Below are 15,786 nucleotides of genomic sequence, written 5' to 3' on the forward strand. Positions count from 1 at the left end.
AAGGAATGGCCCGAATCGTTGAGCAGACCAGCGAAAATCAGCTCCAGGAGACCTCCGCTCCGTCTGAGAGCACGACCGCTCGCGACGCTATTGCCGCGCCGCAGATGGCGGTCGGCATCTCGACGGCCAGCGCCGGCCTCCCCTCCCCTCTTCCGGAGGCGCGGGCCTTGCCGGCGCACCTCGAGCAGCTCGCCGAACGCGCCCGTGCCTATGTCGAGGCGGCGAGCGCCGCCAACACCCGCAAGGCCTACGCCTCCGACTGGAAGCACTTTTCCGCTTGGTGCCGCCGCCAGGGTCTCGCGCCCCTACCGCCCGATCCGCACACCGTCGGCCTGTACATTACGGCGCTCGCGTCCGGCACTGCTGCGGCCGATCGCAAGCCCAGCTCCGTCACGACGATCGAGCGCCGCCTTTCGGCGCTGACCTGGAGCTACGCCCAGCGCGGCACGCCGCTCGACCGCAAGGACCGTCATATCGCCACCGTAATGGCTGGCATTCGCAACACGCACGCCGCCCCGCCGCGGCAGAAGGAAGCCCTCCTGCCCGAAGACCTGATCGGCATGCTGGAAACGCTCGACAGGGGAACCCTGCGCGGCCTGCGCGATCGCGCCATGCTGCTGATCGGCTTTGCCGGCGGTCTGCGCCGTTCCGAGATCGTTGGGCTCGATGTCGGCCGCGACCAGAGCGAGGACGTGCGCGGCTGGATCGAGATCCTCGAGAAGGGCCTGCTCGTCACCCTGCGCGGCAAGACCGGATGGCGGGAGGTGGAAATCGGCCGCGGCTCGTCCGATGCGACCTGTCCGGTTCTCGCTATCGAAACCTGGATCAAGTTCGCCCGGATTGCCAAGGGTCCGCTGTTCCGCCGCGTCCGCGGCCAGGGCAAGGATGTCGGACCGGACCGGCTGAACGATCGCGAGGTCGCCCGTCTCGTCAAAAAGGCGGCACTGGCCGCCGGCGTCAGGGGCGACCTCAACGAGGCCGAACGCGCGGCAAAATTCTCCGGTCACTCGCTGCGCGCCGGTCTGGCCTCCTCCGCGGAGGTCGACGAGCGCTATGTCCAGAAGCAGCTCGGCCATGCCAGTGCGGAAATGACGCGGAAATACCAGCGCCGGCGTGACCGCTTTCGCGTCAATCTCACCAAAGCCACAGGGCTTTGAGGCCCCTCCCCTGCTCACTATGAACTCGTTGGGGCAAATTGCGTGTCGGATTTTTAGGTTTCCGCTTCAATTGAAATTGTTAGCTAAAAGCCACACAGCGCATGGGCGACAATACGCTCCGGGCGCTGACCTCCGATCTCGCCTATTTCGAAGCCTGGGGTCTGGCGGCCTCCGGAAAATCTCTACCCTGGCCGGCGCCCGAAGCGCTGCTCCTGAAATTCGTCACCCATCACCTGTGGGATCCGGAGAAACGTACTGCCGATTCAGATCACGGCATCCCGGCAGACGTGGCCGAAAACCTCCGGCACCAGGGATTCCTCAAGTCCGCCGGCCCACATGCGCCGGCGACCGTGCCCCGTCGGCTGACGAACTGGTCGACACTGACCAGATGGCGCGGGCTTACCGGCGCCTTCGGCTCCCCTGCCCTCGAATCCGCCGTTCGTCTGGCTGTGCGCGCCGTCCTGCGGCAACGCCGCCGCAAAAGCGCAAAGGCGGTCACCGGCGACGTGCTGGCCAAGCTGTTGGCGACGTGCGCGACCGAAAGCCCGCGTGATCTCCGCGACCGGGCGATCCTGATGGTCGCCTTTGCCTCCGGCGGCCGCCGGCGCAGCGAGATCGCAGGCCTTCGCCTGGAACAACTGACCGTGGAAGCTCCGATCGAGACCGAAGGCGGCACTCCCCTCCCCTCTCTCGCCATTCATCTTGGCCGTACCAAAACGACGTCAGGCGAGGAGGACGAGTCGTCTATCTCACCGGCCGGCCTGTCGAGGCGTTGAATGCCTGGCTGGCGGCGGGGGAAGATCAACAAGGGCAGCGTGTTTCGGGGGGGCGGGCGCTGGGGGACAATTTCGCGGCGGGCGCTCGATCCGCAGTCGGTCAACGCCGTTATCAAGCAGAGGGTGGAGATGGCCGGGTTGGAGAGCGGGGAGTTTTCGGCCCATGGGTTGCGGTCAGGTATCTGGCCGAGGCGGCGAACCGAGGCATTCCCCTACCCGAGGCGATGGAGCAGTCACGTCATCGCTCGATTCAACAGGCATCCAGCAATGCCACCAGACGGTGTGGACGCGCGGCGCGCTTGTTATGAGTCTGTCAGGACCTTGGTTCGCGCAAATTCAGTTGGGGATGGAAGTCTATTCAAACGGCACTACTCAGGAGAAGCAGCCTAACTTAGCTCGGGCTTGTGAGCACTTCTGCAATTTAGATGATGACCGTTTTCATTGTTACGCCGGGGCCGTTGTAAGATCGCGGGCTTGGCGCCTTCAGCCGGATCTCGCAAACGTTTCAGGTTACCTCTGACGGCTGGCTTGCCAGAAGAAGACGACGACGGATTGAGGCTAGTATTCCGTCAAAGGTGAAGCACGACATCCGATAACCACCAAAGGCAACATTGTTAGCACGCCAGCGAAGTCGATCAAGATCGTCTGGCACGAGATCCGCATCACGCCCTACAATCAGAAGCAGGTGAATTGTCGGGCTATTCGTACCGAAAATCCGTCTGAATGCGGAAGAGTTTTTTTCTTCCGACAGCCGCCACGCCCAATCAACCAACTGCGACGAGCCGTGCTCAAATCGGTTGGACCAGTGTTTCATTGATTTTCCGGCTTCGAGCTTTGTAAAGATGCTGTATTCTCGCGCGTCCTCGAACTCGATCAATGTGAATGCATTCGCCTCAGTATCGCCAGAAGCCGCGTCGCACACGAAATCGCCAAACAAGTCGAGTTCGCTTGCCCAGCAGTTGGGTAGTTCGACAGCATTGTTTCCGTAGCCAATAGCAGCGCAGAGATGCGGGCGCTCTTTAAAAAATGGCGCTATCTGATCCCGTTCCTTGAGATGGCTCTCGGATTTAAGGAGCTCGTCAAGTTCGTCCAGGTTTTGTCGTAAGATCGAAGTATCAAGATTTAAGGAAACAAAGGATTTCATACAGAGTGGGCCTGTGCCAACCTCTCAACTCTCCGCAATCCATCGAGCTGGCTACGCCTAACGACGTCCTCAATTTTTAGATTTTCGCCCTCGAAGCGAACGAGGACTCGCAACTCGGCTCCCACCCTAAGGGAAAAGAGATCTTTCGTCCCGAGCAATAGCTTTGTTTGCTCCAGAGCTGAGGATCGTCCGCCGCGCGACAGACGTTCAACAGCGTTGACCACCTTTGCTTTCTCTTCCGATGCGAGTTGGTCGAGGTATGACCGCGCTGTAAATGTCCACACTATCTGCATCGAAGCTGATCGCCTTTCGTTCCAACTATATAGTAGTACGATCCCCCCCACCTTTCAACGTGTTCCGACCTTGGCTGCAGTGAATGGCCTATCGACAGCAGCAGGACATTCGATAGAATGTTCGGGCCGTCCACCGGGGACCTCATCGAGCGTTACAACGGCTAAGTCGTGTCCAGGGCTCGCCACGTCGTCATTGCTTACGAGCACAGTGGCCAAGACCAAGTCAAGGCGATCGTGTCGACAGAGCGGTCGCCTCTGGCAGCGTAGGAAAGATGGCCGGGGAGGCGCGCGAATGGACGACAACATAATGGGAGTCTTGTGTCGTTTTGCATTTAATCGCAAGACTCCGCATGCGATAATTTCAACAAGATAGCGCGGCACTTAAATTGAGATTGAGCAGTTAATTTTGAGATTCAGGCTTCGATTGGCACTTAACGTGAGATTCGTCGCCATGGAAAAGATGAATGCCGTCGGCCAATCGTCCTCAGAAAATGCTAAACCGTCACAAACGGTTATTGCCAAATCGGAAGGTGCCAGACGCCGAAAATCGCACCGAAAATCTCAAATTAAATGCCACCACCTGCCGGAACGGCCGCGTTCTTACGATTAAATGCCAAACGACACCATCAACCACCGAATTTACGAGATTCCCGCCTTAGACGCCTGCTACTGCGGGTTCAGCGGTCGCCGACCGATGCGCATACTCGTTCGTGCTAGTAATCAAACTTAGCGACTTTGACCAAATCGCCGAAGCATGGACTTCAGCCTTTCGTTCTCCTTCCGGAGCTTCACGACCATGAGGCTTCTCAGATGGCGGTTTTCAGCCTCGAGAGCGGCGAGCTCTTCATCCAAGCCGCACAGCAGCGGGGGATCGCGGCGAAGATTGAGAATTGGTGCACTTGCGGGGCTCGCTGACGGCGTCTTCTTCCTCCGTGCTTTCGCTCCAGACTTCGGAGTCCATCCTGAACCCGGGCTACGCTGCTGATGCACCGAGCGCGTGGGGTCGGACGCATCGTCTTCCACAGCTTCAGACTCGATGGAAAACTCTTTCGACGACGACGTTGCGGCAGGACTATCCGGAGGGACTTCGCCGTCAATCGGAACATCCGAGTAGTCTACCACCTCGAACTTCACCGCGACAACGTCCTCCTGAACTGATGCTGCTTGAGGCAGATCAAGCTTTGGCATCACATCGTCAGCCTCTACCGCGCGGGCAACAGCCTGCAAATCCAGATCGCTCCAGATTGAGGTTCGGCGAGGTGTCTGGCGCCTGTTCGTCTTATATTCGACGATGAAATTGGATCGTGGTGTTCGCATGTTCCTAAGAAATGGAATGAGTGAGGGCGCAGAATGATCAGGATGCACGGGAATTTTTGAAACCGGCCAATCCCGAGGATTGCACGTCAAGGTGATCGAGGGATGGACACCGAAAGACCGCTAACTCATACTAAGTCTCTTGCGCAGATCAGCGTTTTCGGCGCGCAGCTTCTCTGAGAGCAGCTTTCTGAGGCGCCGATTTTCTTCCTCGAGCTGGATGAATTCGGCGAGTTCGTCATCCACCGAAAGAGATGCTGCGGAAACGGGTGGCGCCGGTTGAGCCAAAGCCTTCTTCCACTGATAATGAGTCTGATCCGAAATACCAGCGCTTTTCACGGCATCTTCAAGGTTGCGCCGCCAGCGACCGTAGCTTCAATCTGACCAATCTTTTCCAGCTTTTCCTCCCCGGTAAGGCCGCGGACCTTCTGCTTCGCCAGTTTCGACGCATTCGCACGAATTTTTTCAGCCTTCGTGTTATTTCCTTTTTGAAGTCTTTTTCGGAGCAGCGGACTCAGCTTCTGCCGCTACGGCGCCATCCTGGGTCTGGATTTCTTGGTCAGCCATTATTCATCCTCTGTACATCGCTGCTTTGTCTGCCAGCGCGATCCAAGAGTCAATTGTTCTTGCCACCTGTACGGACTAATTCCATGAATCAGATGGCACGACCCGTGATAATACAATCGATCTGAACACATAGTCGTCGGGCTTCTCCAATCTAGAAACCAGTTCTCATGTGTTCGAATCCTGTAGTGCCCGGGTTCGGTGGTTTTGCTAGCCAACACGACGCTGCTGAACATGAGAACGCATCAAAGCCATCAATATTGGTCTAAGCGAGAACTCGCCACGCTCCGTCAGCCATCTTCCGAGTGATCGAAGGATCGACTTGAAGAGGTTCTATTTCATTCGCTGCGAGGTCCGATCGGGATATCGACGCAGCGGAGCGTTTTTCTCTCTAGGTACTAGCCGCCGCAGCACAAGTTGAGCGCGTACCGATCTCCGTGCGAACGAAACCAGGCATCAAAGCTGCGCAAGCAAAAGGCCCACCGCCTGGCAACACCGGTCTCCGGGAAAAACGCCATAAGGTACTGGCTGGGATGGCTGCATGCAGAAGGCTGCTTTCGGCGATCGCATCCAAGCTTCGCCAACATATGACTCCCCACTGTGCAACGCATCCAAATAAGTGGTCGCGGAGCGTCCGCATGGATATAAGGTCTCGCATTCGCTCACGCACCTGAACGGGCCGCCATTCTGAATGGATCTGCGAAGTAAAATCGCACCTTAGAATGCTATTATTGCAACCAAGTAGCAAAAACAACAATTTAGCTTGTGGTCAGCTGACAACAAAACAAAGCGGCGGTTCAAAGGGCACTGATGTTTTTCAAGGGATATAATTTGGAACCGCGATTAAGCCCGCCTTTGTTCGCCGCCATTGGCCCGCAGCAACGCCATCAACATTGGTCCGAGAGAAAACTCGCCGCGTTTTGCCCTCGACGTCAAATCGCGAAGATATCCACCGGCCGATGTGATGTGCCCCGCCCGCTCCAGGATTGCAGCCATCATTGCGGCCGCGTTTTCAGGCCCTATTACTTCGCAGGCGTCCTGGTAGGCCGACGGGCTTACCCCCAGCATTGATCGCACGACCACGGCGGCCATCATAAGGTCCCGCCAGCTGCCGATTGCTCCGCCCGGACCATACATGGAAATCTCCGGGCATGCCCGAAGGACCATACCAAGCGGGAATGATTTTATCGATTCGGCTCTTAGTTCAACGTTTTTACTCTGCTTCGCGCCCTGCTCGTTTTCAGAGCAAGGTTCAAGTTCATTGCTGGATTCGGTATTTGAATTCTGTATGTGCTGACGGAATCCGTCATCATTGGCGTCGGATTTTTCAAGATTGACGTGCCGTTCCAATAGATTGACTACTTCTTCCTTCAGCATCTCGACTTCGTCGAGAATTCCGATCAATTCGTCCGCCCCTTTTGCCCGCCGCAGCCGTGCCATGGCTTCAACATAAAGCTCCTCGACCTTGGCCCAATCCCCGGGAACGTGATCTTCCATTGCCGCAGAGATCAATTTCCGGACATCCCGTCGGGCAATTGTGATGCGCTCTTTGACGATTTTGAGCTTGCGATTACCCTCTGCGACCTGCTGGGCCATAACCGCAAGTTCTTCTGATCGGGCCAGAAGCGGCGCTAGACTGAAGCCAAAGGCTGTCTCGATGGACCCATCTGAGCTCTTGCGCGCATAGCGTTTCCCGTTCGGGCTATCATTCCGTTGGACGAGACCTGCATCGACCAAGAGGGCCAAGTTCTCGCGTAGCGTCGTGCCGGCGATACCGTTTGCCCGTGCCGCGAGTTGGGCATTGGACGGAAACACGATAAGATTCGCTTCCTCCTTGAGTTCAGCCTCAGGGTAGAATGATAGAAGCGCGTTGAGCACTGCAAGTGCCCGATCGCGCAAACCCAACAATGATCGCGCGTCACAAGCATCGCGATAGATCTTCCACTTGTCGGCCGATTTACCCTGCCTGATGTCGGCGGATTTGAACTGTGCCGCCACTAAGGCAAGCGTCATCGGCCGCCGCCCAAACGGCGTCGTCACATTTCCACTCTGCATGTCTTTCACCCTTCAATAGGCAAAAGAAATCTGCTCACCAAAAACGGTGCCAAAGACTCTTGACTGCGATTCATGGAAATGCGATTCTCAGGCTGCTTAGACCATTGAGAGAGGCTTCCACGACGGCGACGTTTGGGGGCCTTTCTTTTGCTGTTCCTATCCTTATTTATCCTTCAGATGACGGATTTTCCTTTCTGAAGTTCGCGTAGAGCGCAGGAAGCTGCTCCATAACAAACTTTGCAAAAGTCTCGTCTCTATCTCGGTTCATTTCGATTTTGCACTGCTTGCCGCCGATGGCGAGCGTCGCGATTTGAAGCCCGTCAGCAGATTTTGCGACCAAGCGGGTGGGGGCTACAGACGACGCCGTCACATCATCTATCTTGGACGCTCTTAGGACGACCAGGAAACGATTGTCAGAATCCTTATGTGAGAAGGATTTGTCCTGGGTGGCTTTGCGGGCCTTCTTCTCTGCGCCCGGGACTTTCAAAAGTTCTGCGAGCTCCAGCCACCTCGGTCGACCGATCTTCGGCGCACGGCCAATGGAATCAATCAACCACTGCGGAACTGCCCGAGCAACTGTTACCAGCTTTTGAGCTTCGTGTCGGTCAACAGACAAAGCCATTTGTATTAGCGACCGTTGAAAACCACCCTCGTCCAGTTTGAGTGCAAACGCCGCCCGTTCGATGAAAGTCAGGTCTTCACGAGCGGAATTCTCGATGCCCTGCGCGACGACAAGACGATCGTCATCCAGTTCGCGGACATAGGCTTTGACTTTCAAGCCGAGTTCGGCAGTCGCACGTAGTCTGCGGTGGCCGTAGGCAACCTGATATCGTCCGATCTCAGCTGGATGCGGTCGAACAAGGATCGGAATTTCTTGTCCATGATCTTTGATCGAAGTCTTAAGGACCTCCAAGACAGCCATGTCTTGGTCCGCAAACCGGTCCGCGAAGGGCGAGGGGTCGACCAATTCTGGGTCTATTTCGACTGGAACAGCTCCGTCAGCAACTTGCTGCTTGAGCTCTTCGTAATGTCTTTCCACCTCTGAGAACGTGTCTTTCAACGACCGGACCGCACCCGAGGCAACTCGCTGCACAGGCTGCTGTGCGTCATTAGAAGCGGTCTGATCGTTGCCCCCGGCAAACATTGAGCGAATGGATTGTGTGCGTTTGCTCATCGTTTCGACCCTATCCAAACAACAGTTCTAGTAAGACCGTGTAGTCAGCTGACAACACACTAAGGTTTTGATTTATCAGCGATTGAGCCGCCATCATCGACCCCAGACCTTGTTTATCTGGTCGATAATTTCCAGATTCACGGCATTGATGGATTCCATTGCTCGATCATACGTCGTCCGTCCTACCGCGCCGCGCGAGAGTTCATAGAGCGACTGCTTGGTAAGACCGGCATTGGCGATTGCCGTCGACTTCCATGCGGATGCCGCCATGACGTCGGTTCCGAAGACGTCACGAAGCAGCGCCACGATTTCCTGCTCGGGGACGTCGCGCGGATCATGCCTCGTAATAAGAAACCTTAGAAAGTCGTAGTCGAGCCGTCCGCCGGCTTCTTCAATTACCGACACGAGATCGGACGTCATCAAGAGGAACTGGCTCATGGATGCGACATCGACCATTTGGGGATGGACAGTCACAATCATGCCACTCGCTGCGTTAAGGGCGCCCATGGTCAAAAAGCCCAGTTGTGGGGGGCAATCGACGACAACGACGTCGAAGTCCTGTTCGACCTGATTGATTGCGCCTGCGACACGTCTGAAAAATAGATCCTCCGGACGCCCTCGATTCTGCAGCATGAATCGAGGGGTCTGATGTTCAAACTCCATCAGTTCGAGATTACCCGGGACAATGCTTATCCCGGTAAAGTAGGTGCGCCGGATAACGTCCTTCATCGTCACCCTCTGGTCGTCGTAGCGGATCGCACCATAAAGGGTCGTGTTTTCGGCAACGTCGAACTCTGGCTGATAACCGAACATTGCGGAGAGGGAAGCCTGAGGATCAAGATCAACCGCCAAGACACGGTAGCCCTGCAACGCAAGTCCTTGTGCGAGATAAACAGCAGTTGTTGTCTTCGCGGAGCCGCCTTTGAAATTTGCGACCGTGATCACTTGAAGTTTTTCGCCACTGCGCCGACGTGGCCAAAATCTACTTGCTTCCTTAGGTCGAGCTCCGGCAAGATACTCACGGAGTTGATTGATTTGCTCCAAAGTGTAAGAGCGGCGACCGGCGCTTCCCAAATCTGGCGAAGGGCCGAGTCCATCGAGCGAAAGCTGGCGAAGATAGCCGTCTGACACGCCGACAATTTCGGCGACCTCGCCGGAAGTGAAAGATCGAAGCGACTTTTGTGCGGTAGGGGGAAACGCGCGCTCACCAACCGCCCTGAGTCTCGCAGACAACGCTTCCGCGCGCTGGGTGATGTGTGCGGAAGTTGATGCTCGATTAATGTGCCGGTCGATCACGTTCACTTGGGCCTCAGGTTTCAGACGGTTTATTAGCGTCAGACGCGTTATTGCCGTCTCAAGATAACGCATGATTCTGGCAATGCCGCAAGGGAAATAGCGTTAACAGAAGGTTAACGACCGCAGATCCACCTAACACACAAAATCCGGATTTATTATCTAATACAACCTGTTAGCATACCAGACCGTCAGTTATGTTCATGATTTGTCTTACTGTGAATCCTACAATCGTAACCCAAAGGAGACGACATGGAATCCGCATTGTCGTCCAGCTAAAGCAGACTCACCACCGCGACTCAGCTGGATCTTACCTTGTAGAATCCTACAACTACTCACCGTATCCAAACCGTGCTGAGTTCTCCGCCGAACAACGACGACGGAGAAATTCATGCAGGTTCTCGCGATCTCAACACCGAAAAATATTCAGGAAGCTGAGCTTATCCACCGCCATCACGAGCTACGCGCGCGGGTCTTCGCCGACCGGCTAGGCTGGGATGTCGAAGTTATCGACGGCCTGGAATTGGATGCTTTCGACACTCTGATACCGACTTACATCCTCGCAATTTCCGACAGTCGCCAGGTAGCAGGATGCGCGCGGCTGCTTCCGGCGCCTGGCCCCACAATGGTGGCCGACGTCTTTCACTCACTCCTTCCGAATGGCCGGTTGAACGCCCATGCCGCGATGATCGAGAGCTCCCGTTTTTGCGTCGATACGGCGCTCGGCGAGGGCAGGGGAGACGGATCCGTCCATGAGGCGACGCTGACCATGTTCGCCGGCATCATCGAATGGTGCATGTCGAACGGTTTCACCGAAATCGTCACCGTCACTGACCTGCGTTTCGAGCGGATCCTCGCGCGCGTCGGATGGCCCCTTCAGCGCTTGGGCGAGCCCAGGAAGTTCGGGGTGACGATGGCGGTCGCGGGAATCCTACTCGCCGACGCCAGTACATTTCAAAAGCTCCGTCCCGCCAACTATCGCTCTGAATTCACCTCCCTCAGCAAGGCAGCGTAGGAGAAATCCGTGAACCAGCTTCGCTCTCACCCTCGGCTTGTGCGTAAACTTCAGGAAGCACTCGGTGACCAGCTCTGCGTGGCGCTGGACGATGCAACAGTCGTCGAGATCATGCTCAATCCGGATGGAAAGCTGTTTATCGAACGCCTCGGACATGGCGTTGCGCCCGCCGGCGAGATGTCGTCTGCTGCCGCGGAGATGGTGATCGGTACTGTGGCGCATGCGCTTCAATCCGAAGTGGACACCGAACAACCGATCATCTCCGGCGAGCTACCGATCGGCGGCCACCGCTTCGAGGGTCTGTTGCCCCCCGTCGTCGCCAAGCCTGCCTTCACGATCCGGCGCCGGGCATCACGTCTCATTCCGCTCGAAGATTATGTCCGCACCGGCGTCATGACCGAGTACCAGGCGTCGACGATTCGCAGCGCCATTTCCGCAAGGCTCAACATTGTCATTTCCGGGGGGACCGGTTCAGGCAAGACGACGCTTGCGAATGCGGTGATCGACGAGATCGTCAAATCCGCGCCGGAGGACCGCCTCGTCATTCTTGAGGATACCGCGGAAATCCAGTGCACTGCCGAGAACGCCGTTCTTCTGCACACCAGCGATACGATCGACATGGCGCGGCTCCTAAAGAGCACCATGCGGCTGCGTCCGGACAGGATCGTCGTTGGCGAAGTTCGCGACGGCGCGGCCCTGACCCTGCTCAAGGCCTGGAACACCGGCCACCCGGGCGGCGTGGCGACCATTCACTCGAACACCGCCATGTCGGCGTTGCGTCGGCTTGAACAACTGACCGCCGAGGCAAGCCAGCAGCCGATGCACGAGGTGATTGGAGAGGCCGTCGACCTGGTCATCTCGATCGAGCGGACGCCGCGTGGGCGGCTTGTTCGCGACATCATCCAAGTCGAGCGGTTCATCAACGGACGGTACGAGATCGAATCCGATCAGCTCACGGAAGAACAGGAGGCGCGCCATGTCGCGTAAGCATGCACTCATCGCCGCCGCGCTTCTGGCGGCGCCTATTGTTTTCGCCTCCGTCGCGCCAGCGCTCGCCAGTTCCGGCGGCAGTCTCCCATGGGAAGGGCCGCTACAACAGATCCAGGAGTCCATCACCGGCCCAGTTGCGGGTGCAATCGCGCTTGCGGCCGTGGCCATAGCCGGCGGCATGCTCATCTTCGGCGGCGAGCTGAACGATTTCGCCCGGCGGCTTGTCTATGTCGTTCTCGTCGCAGGCATCCTGCTCGGCGCCACCAACATCGTCGGCCTGTTCGGCGCAACCGGCGCCTCGATAGGGCTAACGAGCGAACAGCTCACCACGATCGACTCGACAAAAGGAGGGGAGGGCACTCATGGCTAAGTCCCTATCCGGCCTGCATCGCAACCGCATCCACCGTGCGCTCTCGCGTCCGAACCTCCTGATGGGCGCCGATCGGGAATTGGTGCTGTTGACCGGTCTCGCCGCAGTCATCCTGATCTTCGTGGTGCTGACGGTTTATTCGGCGCTCTTCGGGGTCGCCGTCTGGGTCATGATCGTCGGGCTCCTCAGGATGATGGCGAAGTCCGACCCGTTCATGCGGCAGGTCTATATCCGGCACATTTCCTACAAGCCCTACTACAAGGCGACCACGTCGCCGTGGCGCCGGTACTGAGGAGACGGCCATGGTAGCTCTCAAACGCTTCCGGGCGACCGGCCCATCGTTCGCCGATCTCGTTCCCTATGCCGCCCTGGTCGATAATGGGGTCCTCCTGCTGAAAGACGGAAGCCTTATGGCCGGCTGGTATTTCGCCGGCCCGGACTCTGAAAGCGCCACCGACCTCGAGCGCAACGACCTGTCGAGGCAGATCAATATGGTCCTGTCGCGGCTTGGAAGCGGCTGGATGATCCAGGTCGACGCCATCCGCATTCCGACGGTCGACTATCCTACAGAAGACCGTTGCCATTTCCCCGACCCAGTGACCCGCGCGATCGATGCCGAGCGTCGGGCGCATTTTGCCCGCGAGCAGGGGCATTTCGAGAGCAAGCATGCGCTGATCCTGACCTATCGGCCGCTCGAGTCCAAGAAGACTGCTCTCAGCAAATACATCTATTCGGACGAGGAAAGCCGGAAGAAGTCCTACGCGGACACGGTGCTCTTCGTCTTCAAAAACGCGGTGCGAGAGCTTGAGCAGTATTTTGCCAACACGATTTCGATCCGGCGAATGGAAACCCGCGAAGCGGTCGAAAGGGGAGGGGAGCGAATTGCCCGATATGACGAGCTGCTTCAGTTCGCCCGCTTCTGCATTACCGGCGAGAGCCATCCGATCAGGCTTCCCGATGTGCCGATGTATCTCGACTGGATCGCGACGGCCGAGCTTGAGCACGGACTGACGCCAAAGGTCGAAAACCGTTTCCTCGGCGTCGTTGCGATCGACGGCCTGCCTGCCGAAAGCTGGCCGGGTATCCTGAACAGCCTGGATCTGATGCCGCTCACCTATCGATGGTCATCGCGCTTCATTTTTCTCGATGCCGAGGAAGCCCGCCAAAAACTCGAACGCACACGGAAGAAATGGCAGCAGAAGGTCAGGCCGTTCTTCGACCAGATATTCCAGACTCAAAGCCGGTCCGTTGACCAGGACGCGATGACGATGGTGGTCGAGACCGAGGACGCCATCGCGCAGGCCTCATCGCAGCTGGTTGCCTATGGATATTACACACCGGTCGTCGTGTTATTCGACAACGATCGCGAAGCCCTGCAGGAGAAGGCCGAAGCGATCCGGCGGCTGATCCAGGCGGAAGGCTTTGGGGCGCGGATCGAAACGCTGAACGCCACCGATGCCTATCTCGGCAGCTTGCCGGGAAACTCGTATTGCAACATCCGTGAGCCGCTGATCAGCACCAGCAATCTCGCCGACTTGATTCCGTTGAATTCGGTCTGGGCCGGAAACCCGGTCGCGCCATGCCCCTTTTACCCGGCGAACTCCCCGCCCCTGATGCAGGTTGCGACCGGCTCGACAGCGTTTCGCTTGAACCTCCACGTCGATGACGTGGGTCATTGCCTTATCTTCGGGCCGACCGGTTCGGGCAAATCGACGCTGCTTGCTCTGATCGCCGCACAGTTTCGGCGGTACGAACATGCCCAGATCTTCGCCTTTGACAAAGGCAGTTCACTTCTTCCCCTGACGCTTGCTGCCGGCGGTGATCACTATGAGATCGGCGGCGAGGATGCGGAAGAGGGGAGGGCGTTGGCCTTCTGCCCGCTCTCTGATCTCAAAAGTGACGCCGACCGGGCTTGGGCGACAGAGTGGATCGAGATGCTGGTCGGTCTGCAGGGCGTCGCCATCACCCCCGATCATCGCAACGCCATCTCTCGGCAAATCGGACTGATGGCGAGCGCATCCGGTCGCTCACTCTCGGATTTCGTCAGCGGCGTGCAGCTGCGCGAGATCAAGGACGCGCTGCATCACTACACCGTCGATGGCCCGATGGGCCAGCTCCTCGATGCGGAAGAGGACGGCCTCACACTCGGCGCCTTCCAGACCTTCGAGATCGAGCAACTGATGAACATGGGCGAGCGCAATCTCGTGCCAGTGCTGACCTATCTGTTCCGACAGATCGAGAAGCGTTTGGATGGGTCGCCCAGCCTGATCGTCCTCGACGAGGCGTGGCTGATGCTTGGCCACCCGGTTTTCCGCAGCAAGATCAGGGAATGGCTCAAGGTGTTGCGCAAGGCGAATTGCGCGGTAGTTCTCGCGACCCAATCGATCTCCGATGCCGAACGGTCCGGGATTATCGACGTGCTGAAGGAATCCTGCCCGACCAAGATTTGCCTCCCGAATGGCGCCGCTCGTGAGCCGGGAACGCGGGAATTTTATGAGCGAATAGGGTTCAACGAGCGCCAGATCGAGATCGTCGCGAACGCAACCCCCAAACGCGAATACTACGTCGCCACGCCGGAAGGCCGGCGGCTCTTCGACATGTCGCTTGGGCCGGTCGCGCTGAGCTTCGTAGGAGCTTCCGGGAAGGAAGACCTCAAGCGCATCCGCGCATTGAAATCCGAACATGGCCGCGACTGGCCGATCCACTGGCTTGAAACGAGAGGAGTTCACGATGCCGCATCGCTACTCAAATAGATGGCTCGCCTGCTTGGCGGCCGCGGCTCTCACGATCGGAGTCGCGGGCTCAGTGCATGCCGGCACAGCCACCGGTGCTGCGACGGAATGGACGCAGCTCGCCAACAATGCGCAACTGGTGGACCTCATGAAGAGTTCCGGCATCCAGGTCGACAACCAGCTTACGCAGATCAGCCAGCTTGCGGAGCAGATCCAGAACCAGCTCAAGATCTACGAGAACATGCTGCAAAACACCGCGCAGCTTCCTGACCATGTCTGGGGGCAGGTTGAAAGCGATCTCAACCAACTGCGCAGTATCGTCGACCAGGGTCAGAGTATCTCATTTTCCATGGGCAACGCTGACGACGTGCTTCAGCAGCGCTTCCAGAGCTACGCCGATCTCAAAACCAACTTGCCTGATAACGCGACGTTCTCCTCGACCTACCAATCCTGGTCGGACACCAATCGTGACACGATCGCCAGCTCGCTGAAAGCGGCGAGCCTCACGGCCGACCAGTTCGATAGCGAGGAAGATACGATGTCCTCGCTGCGGTCGATGTCCGAAACGGCGGACGGGCAGATGAAGGCTTTGCAGGTCGGCCACGAGATCGCCGCTCAGCAGATTGCCCAGATGCAGAAGCTTCGCGGTCTCGTCTCGCAACAGATGACGATGATGGGAACCTGGCTTCAGACGGAGCAGACCGACAAGGATCTGGCACAGGCACGGCGCGAGAAATTCTTCAACGCCGAGGTCAAAAGCGTTCCGGAAGGCCAGAAAATGGAGCCGCGCTGGTGAGCCGCTCTGTCCTGATTGCCTTGGTGCTTGCTCTCGCCGGTGCATCCGCTGCGGCCACAGTGCTGATCGTCAAATCCAGCGACGGCGGAAAACCTGCGCTTACCGAGGAGTAG

The 15,786-nt window shown here is 57.7% G+C and carries 14 protein-coding genes and 1 pseudogene; 9 read left to right on the plus strand and 6 right to left on the minus strand.

Annotated elements, in window-relative coordinates:
* The first annotated feature begins 5 nt into the window (after positions 1-5).
* On the plus strand, positions 6-1,157 hold the full coding sequence (locus PH605_RS11850; RefSeq protein WP_010900325.1) for a site-specific integrase: 1,152 nt from the start codon (positions 6-8) through the stop codon (positions 1,155-1,157).
* Between the two features lie 101 nt (positions 1,158-1,258).
* Positions 1,259-2,241 (plus strand): annotated as a pseudogene (locus PH605_RS11855) (tyrosine-type recombinase/integrase).
* A 197-nt stretch (positions 2,242-2,438) separates the two neighbouring features.
* On the opposite strand, the gene PH605_RS11860 reads toward PH605_RS11855, so the two are convergent.
* The 6 genes from PH605_RS11860 to repA all read right to left on the minus strand — a co-directional run bounded on the left by PH605_RS11860 (position 2,439) and on the right by repA (position 9,779).
* Positions 2,439-3,077, minus strand: coding sequence for a Shedu anti-phage system protein SduA domain-containing protein (locus PH605_RS11860; RefSeq protein ID WP_142845036.1), 639 nt, complete (start codon positions 3,075-3,077; stop codon positions 2,439-2,441).
* 1,019 nt (positions 3,078-4,096) lie between these two features.
* A complete protein-coding gene (locus tag PH605_RS11865) occupies positions 4,097-4,597 on the minus strand; it encodes a hypothetical protein (protein ID WP_142845037.1) in 501 nt (166 codons plus the stop codon).
* 210 nt (positions 4,598-4,807) lie between these two features.
* A complete protein-coding gene (locus PH605_RS11870) occupies positions 4,808-5,023 on the minus strand; it encodes a hypothetical protein (protein WP_234886493.1) in 216 nt (71 codons plus the stop codon).
* A gap of 1,068 nt (positions 5,024-6,091) precedes the next feature.
* Entirely contained in the window at positions 6,092-7,303 is a 1,212-nt protein-coding gene (gene repC / locus PH605_RS11880) for a plasmid replication protein RepC (RefSeq protein ID WP_010900323.1), read from the minus strand.
* 166 nt (positions 7,304-7,469) lie between these two features.
* Positions 7,470-8,477, minus strand: coding sequence for a plasmid partitioning protein RepB (repB, locus tag PH605_RS11885; RefSeq protein WP_010900322.1), 1,008 nt, complete (start codon positions 8,475-8,477; stop codon positions 7,470-7,472).
* A gap of 93 nt (positions 8,478-8,570) precedes the next feature.
* Positions 8,571-9,779, minus strand: coding sequence for a plasmid partitioning protein RepA (gene repA / locus PH605_RS11890; RefSeq protein WP_234886500.1), 1,209 nt, complete (start codon positions 9,777-9,779; stop codon positions 8,571-8,573).
* A gap of 382 nt (positions 9,780-10,161) precedes the next feature.
* On the opposite strand from repA, the gene PH605_RS11895 reads away from it, so the two are divergent.
* The 7 genes from PH605_RS11895 to PH605_RS25340 are packed head-to-tail and all read left to right on the plus strand — an operon-like array spanning position 10,162 to position 15,786.
* Positions 10,162-10,785: an acyl-homoserine-lactone synthase gene (locus PH605_RS11895; RefSeq protein ID WP_010900320.1), complete on the plus strand. Its 624-nt coding sequence runs from the start codon at positions 10,162-10,164 to the stop codon at positions 10,783-10,785.
* Between the two features lie 9 nt (positions 10,786-10,794).
* Positions 10,795-11,772 (plus strand): P-type conjugative transfer ATPase TrbB, encoded by a 978-nt coding sequence (trbB, locus tag PH605_RS11900; protein WP_010900319.1) that lies wholly within the window; start codon positions 10,795-10,797, stop codon positions 11,770-11,772.
* Positions 11,762-12,145 carry a TrbC/VirB2 family protein gene (locus PH605_RS11905; protein ID WP_010900318.1) on the plus strand — a complete coding sequence of 128 codons (384 nt, stop codon included), beginning with the start codon at positions 11,762-11,764 and terminating at the stop codon, positions 12,143-12,145. Before trbB ends, PH605_RS11905 begins: the two co-directional genes overlap by 11 nt.
* Positions 12,138-12,437 carry a conjugal transfer protein TrbD gene (locus PH605_RS11910; RefSeq protein WP_010900317.1) on the plus strand — a complete coding sequence of 100 codons (300 nt, stop codon included), beginning with the start codon at positions 12,138-12,140 and terminating at the stop codon, positions 12,435-12,437. Before PH605_RS11905 ends, PH605_RS11910 begins: the two co-directional genes overlap by 8 nt.
* Before the next feature lie 10 nt (positions 12,438-12,447).
* Positions 12,448-14,898: a conjugal transfer protein TrbE gene (locus tag PH605_RS11915; protein ID WP_010900316.1), complete on the plus strand. Its 2,451-nt coding sequence runs from the start codon at positions 12,448-12,450 to the stop codon at positions 14,896-14,898.
* Positions 14,876-15,673, plus strand: a complete 798-nt coding sequence (gene trbJ / locus PH605_RS11920; RefSeq protein ID WP_010900315.1) for a P-type conjugative transfer protein TrbJ — start codon at positions 14,876-14,878, stop codon at positions 15,671-15,673. Before PH605_RS11915 ends, trbJ begins: the two co-directional genes overlap by 23 nt.
* Positions 15,670-15,786 carry a DUF2749 domain-containing protein gene (locus PH605_RS25340; protein ID WP_010900314.1) on the plus strand — a complete coding sequence of 39 codons (117 nt, stop codon included), beginning with the start codon at positions 15,670-15,672 and terminating at the stop codon, positions 15,784-15,786. The genes trbJ and PH605_RS25340 overlap by 4 nt, the downstream gene beginning before the upstream one ends.

Origin of the sequence: Agrobacterium sp. CFBP 3001, from assembly GCF_027871605.1 — a bacterium.
In the GTDB taxonomy this organism is placed as follows: Bacteria; Pseudomonadota; Alphaproteobacteria; order Rhizobiales; family Rhizobiaceae; genus Agrobacterium; species Agrobacterium leguminum.

Coding starts and splice junctions, on each gene's coding strand:
- PH605_RS11850 (WP_010900325.1), top strand. CDS start 6: ATGGCCCGAATCGTTGAGCAGACCAGCGAAAATCAGCTCCAGGAGACC.
- PH605_RS11860 (WP_142845036.1), bottom strand. CDS start 3,077: ATGAAATCCTTTGTTTCCTTAAATCTTGATACTTCGATCTTACGACAA.
- repC (WP_010900323.1), bottom strand. CDS start 7,303: ATGCAGAGTGGAAATGTGACGACGCCGTTTGGGCGGCGGCCGATGACG.
- repB (WP_010900322.1), bottom strand. CDS start 8,477: ATGAGCAAACGCACACAATCCATTCGCTCAATGTTTGCCGGGGGCAAC.
- PH605_RS11895 (WP_010900320.1), top strand. CDS start 10,162: ATGCAGGTTCTCGCGATCTCAACACCGAAAAATATTCAGGAAGCTGAG.
- PH605_RS11905 (WP_010900318.1), top strand. CDS start 11,762: ATGTCGCGTAAGCATGCACTCATCGCCGCCGCGCTTCTGGCGGCGCCT.
- PH605_RS11910 (WP_010900317.1), top strand. CDS start 12,138: ATGGCTAAGTCCCTATCCGGCCTGCATCGCAACCGCATCCACCGTGCG.
- PH605_RS11915 (WP_010900316.1), top strand. CDS start 12,448: ATGGTAGCTCTCAAACGCTTCCGGGCGACCGGCCCATCGTTCGCCGAT.
- trbJ (WP_010900315.1), top strand. CDS start 14,876: ATGCCGCATCGCTACTCAAATAGATGGCTCGCCTGCTTGGCGGCCGCG.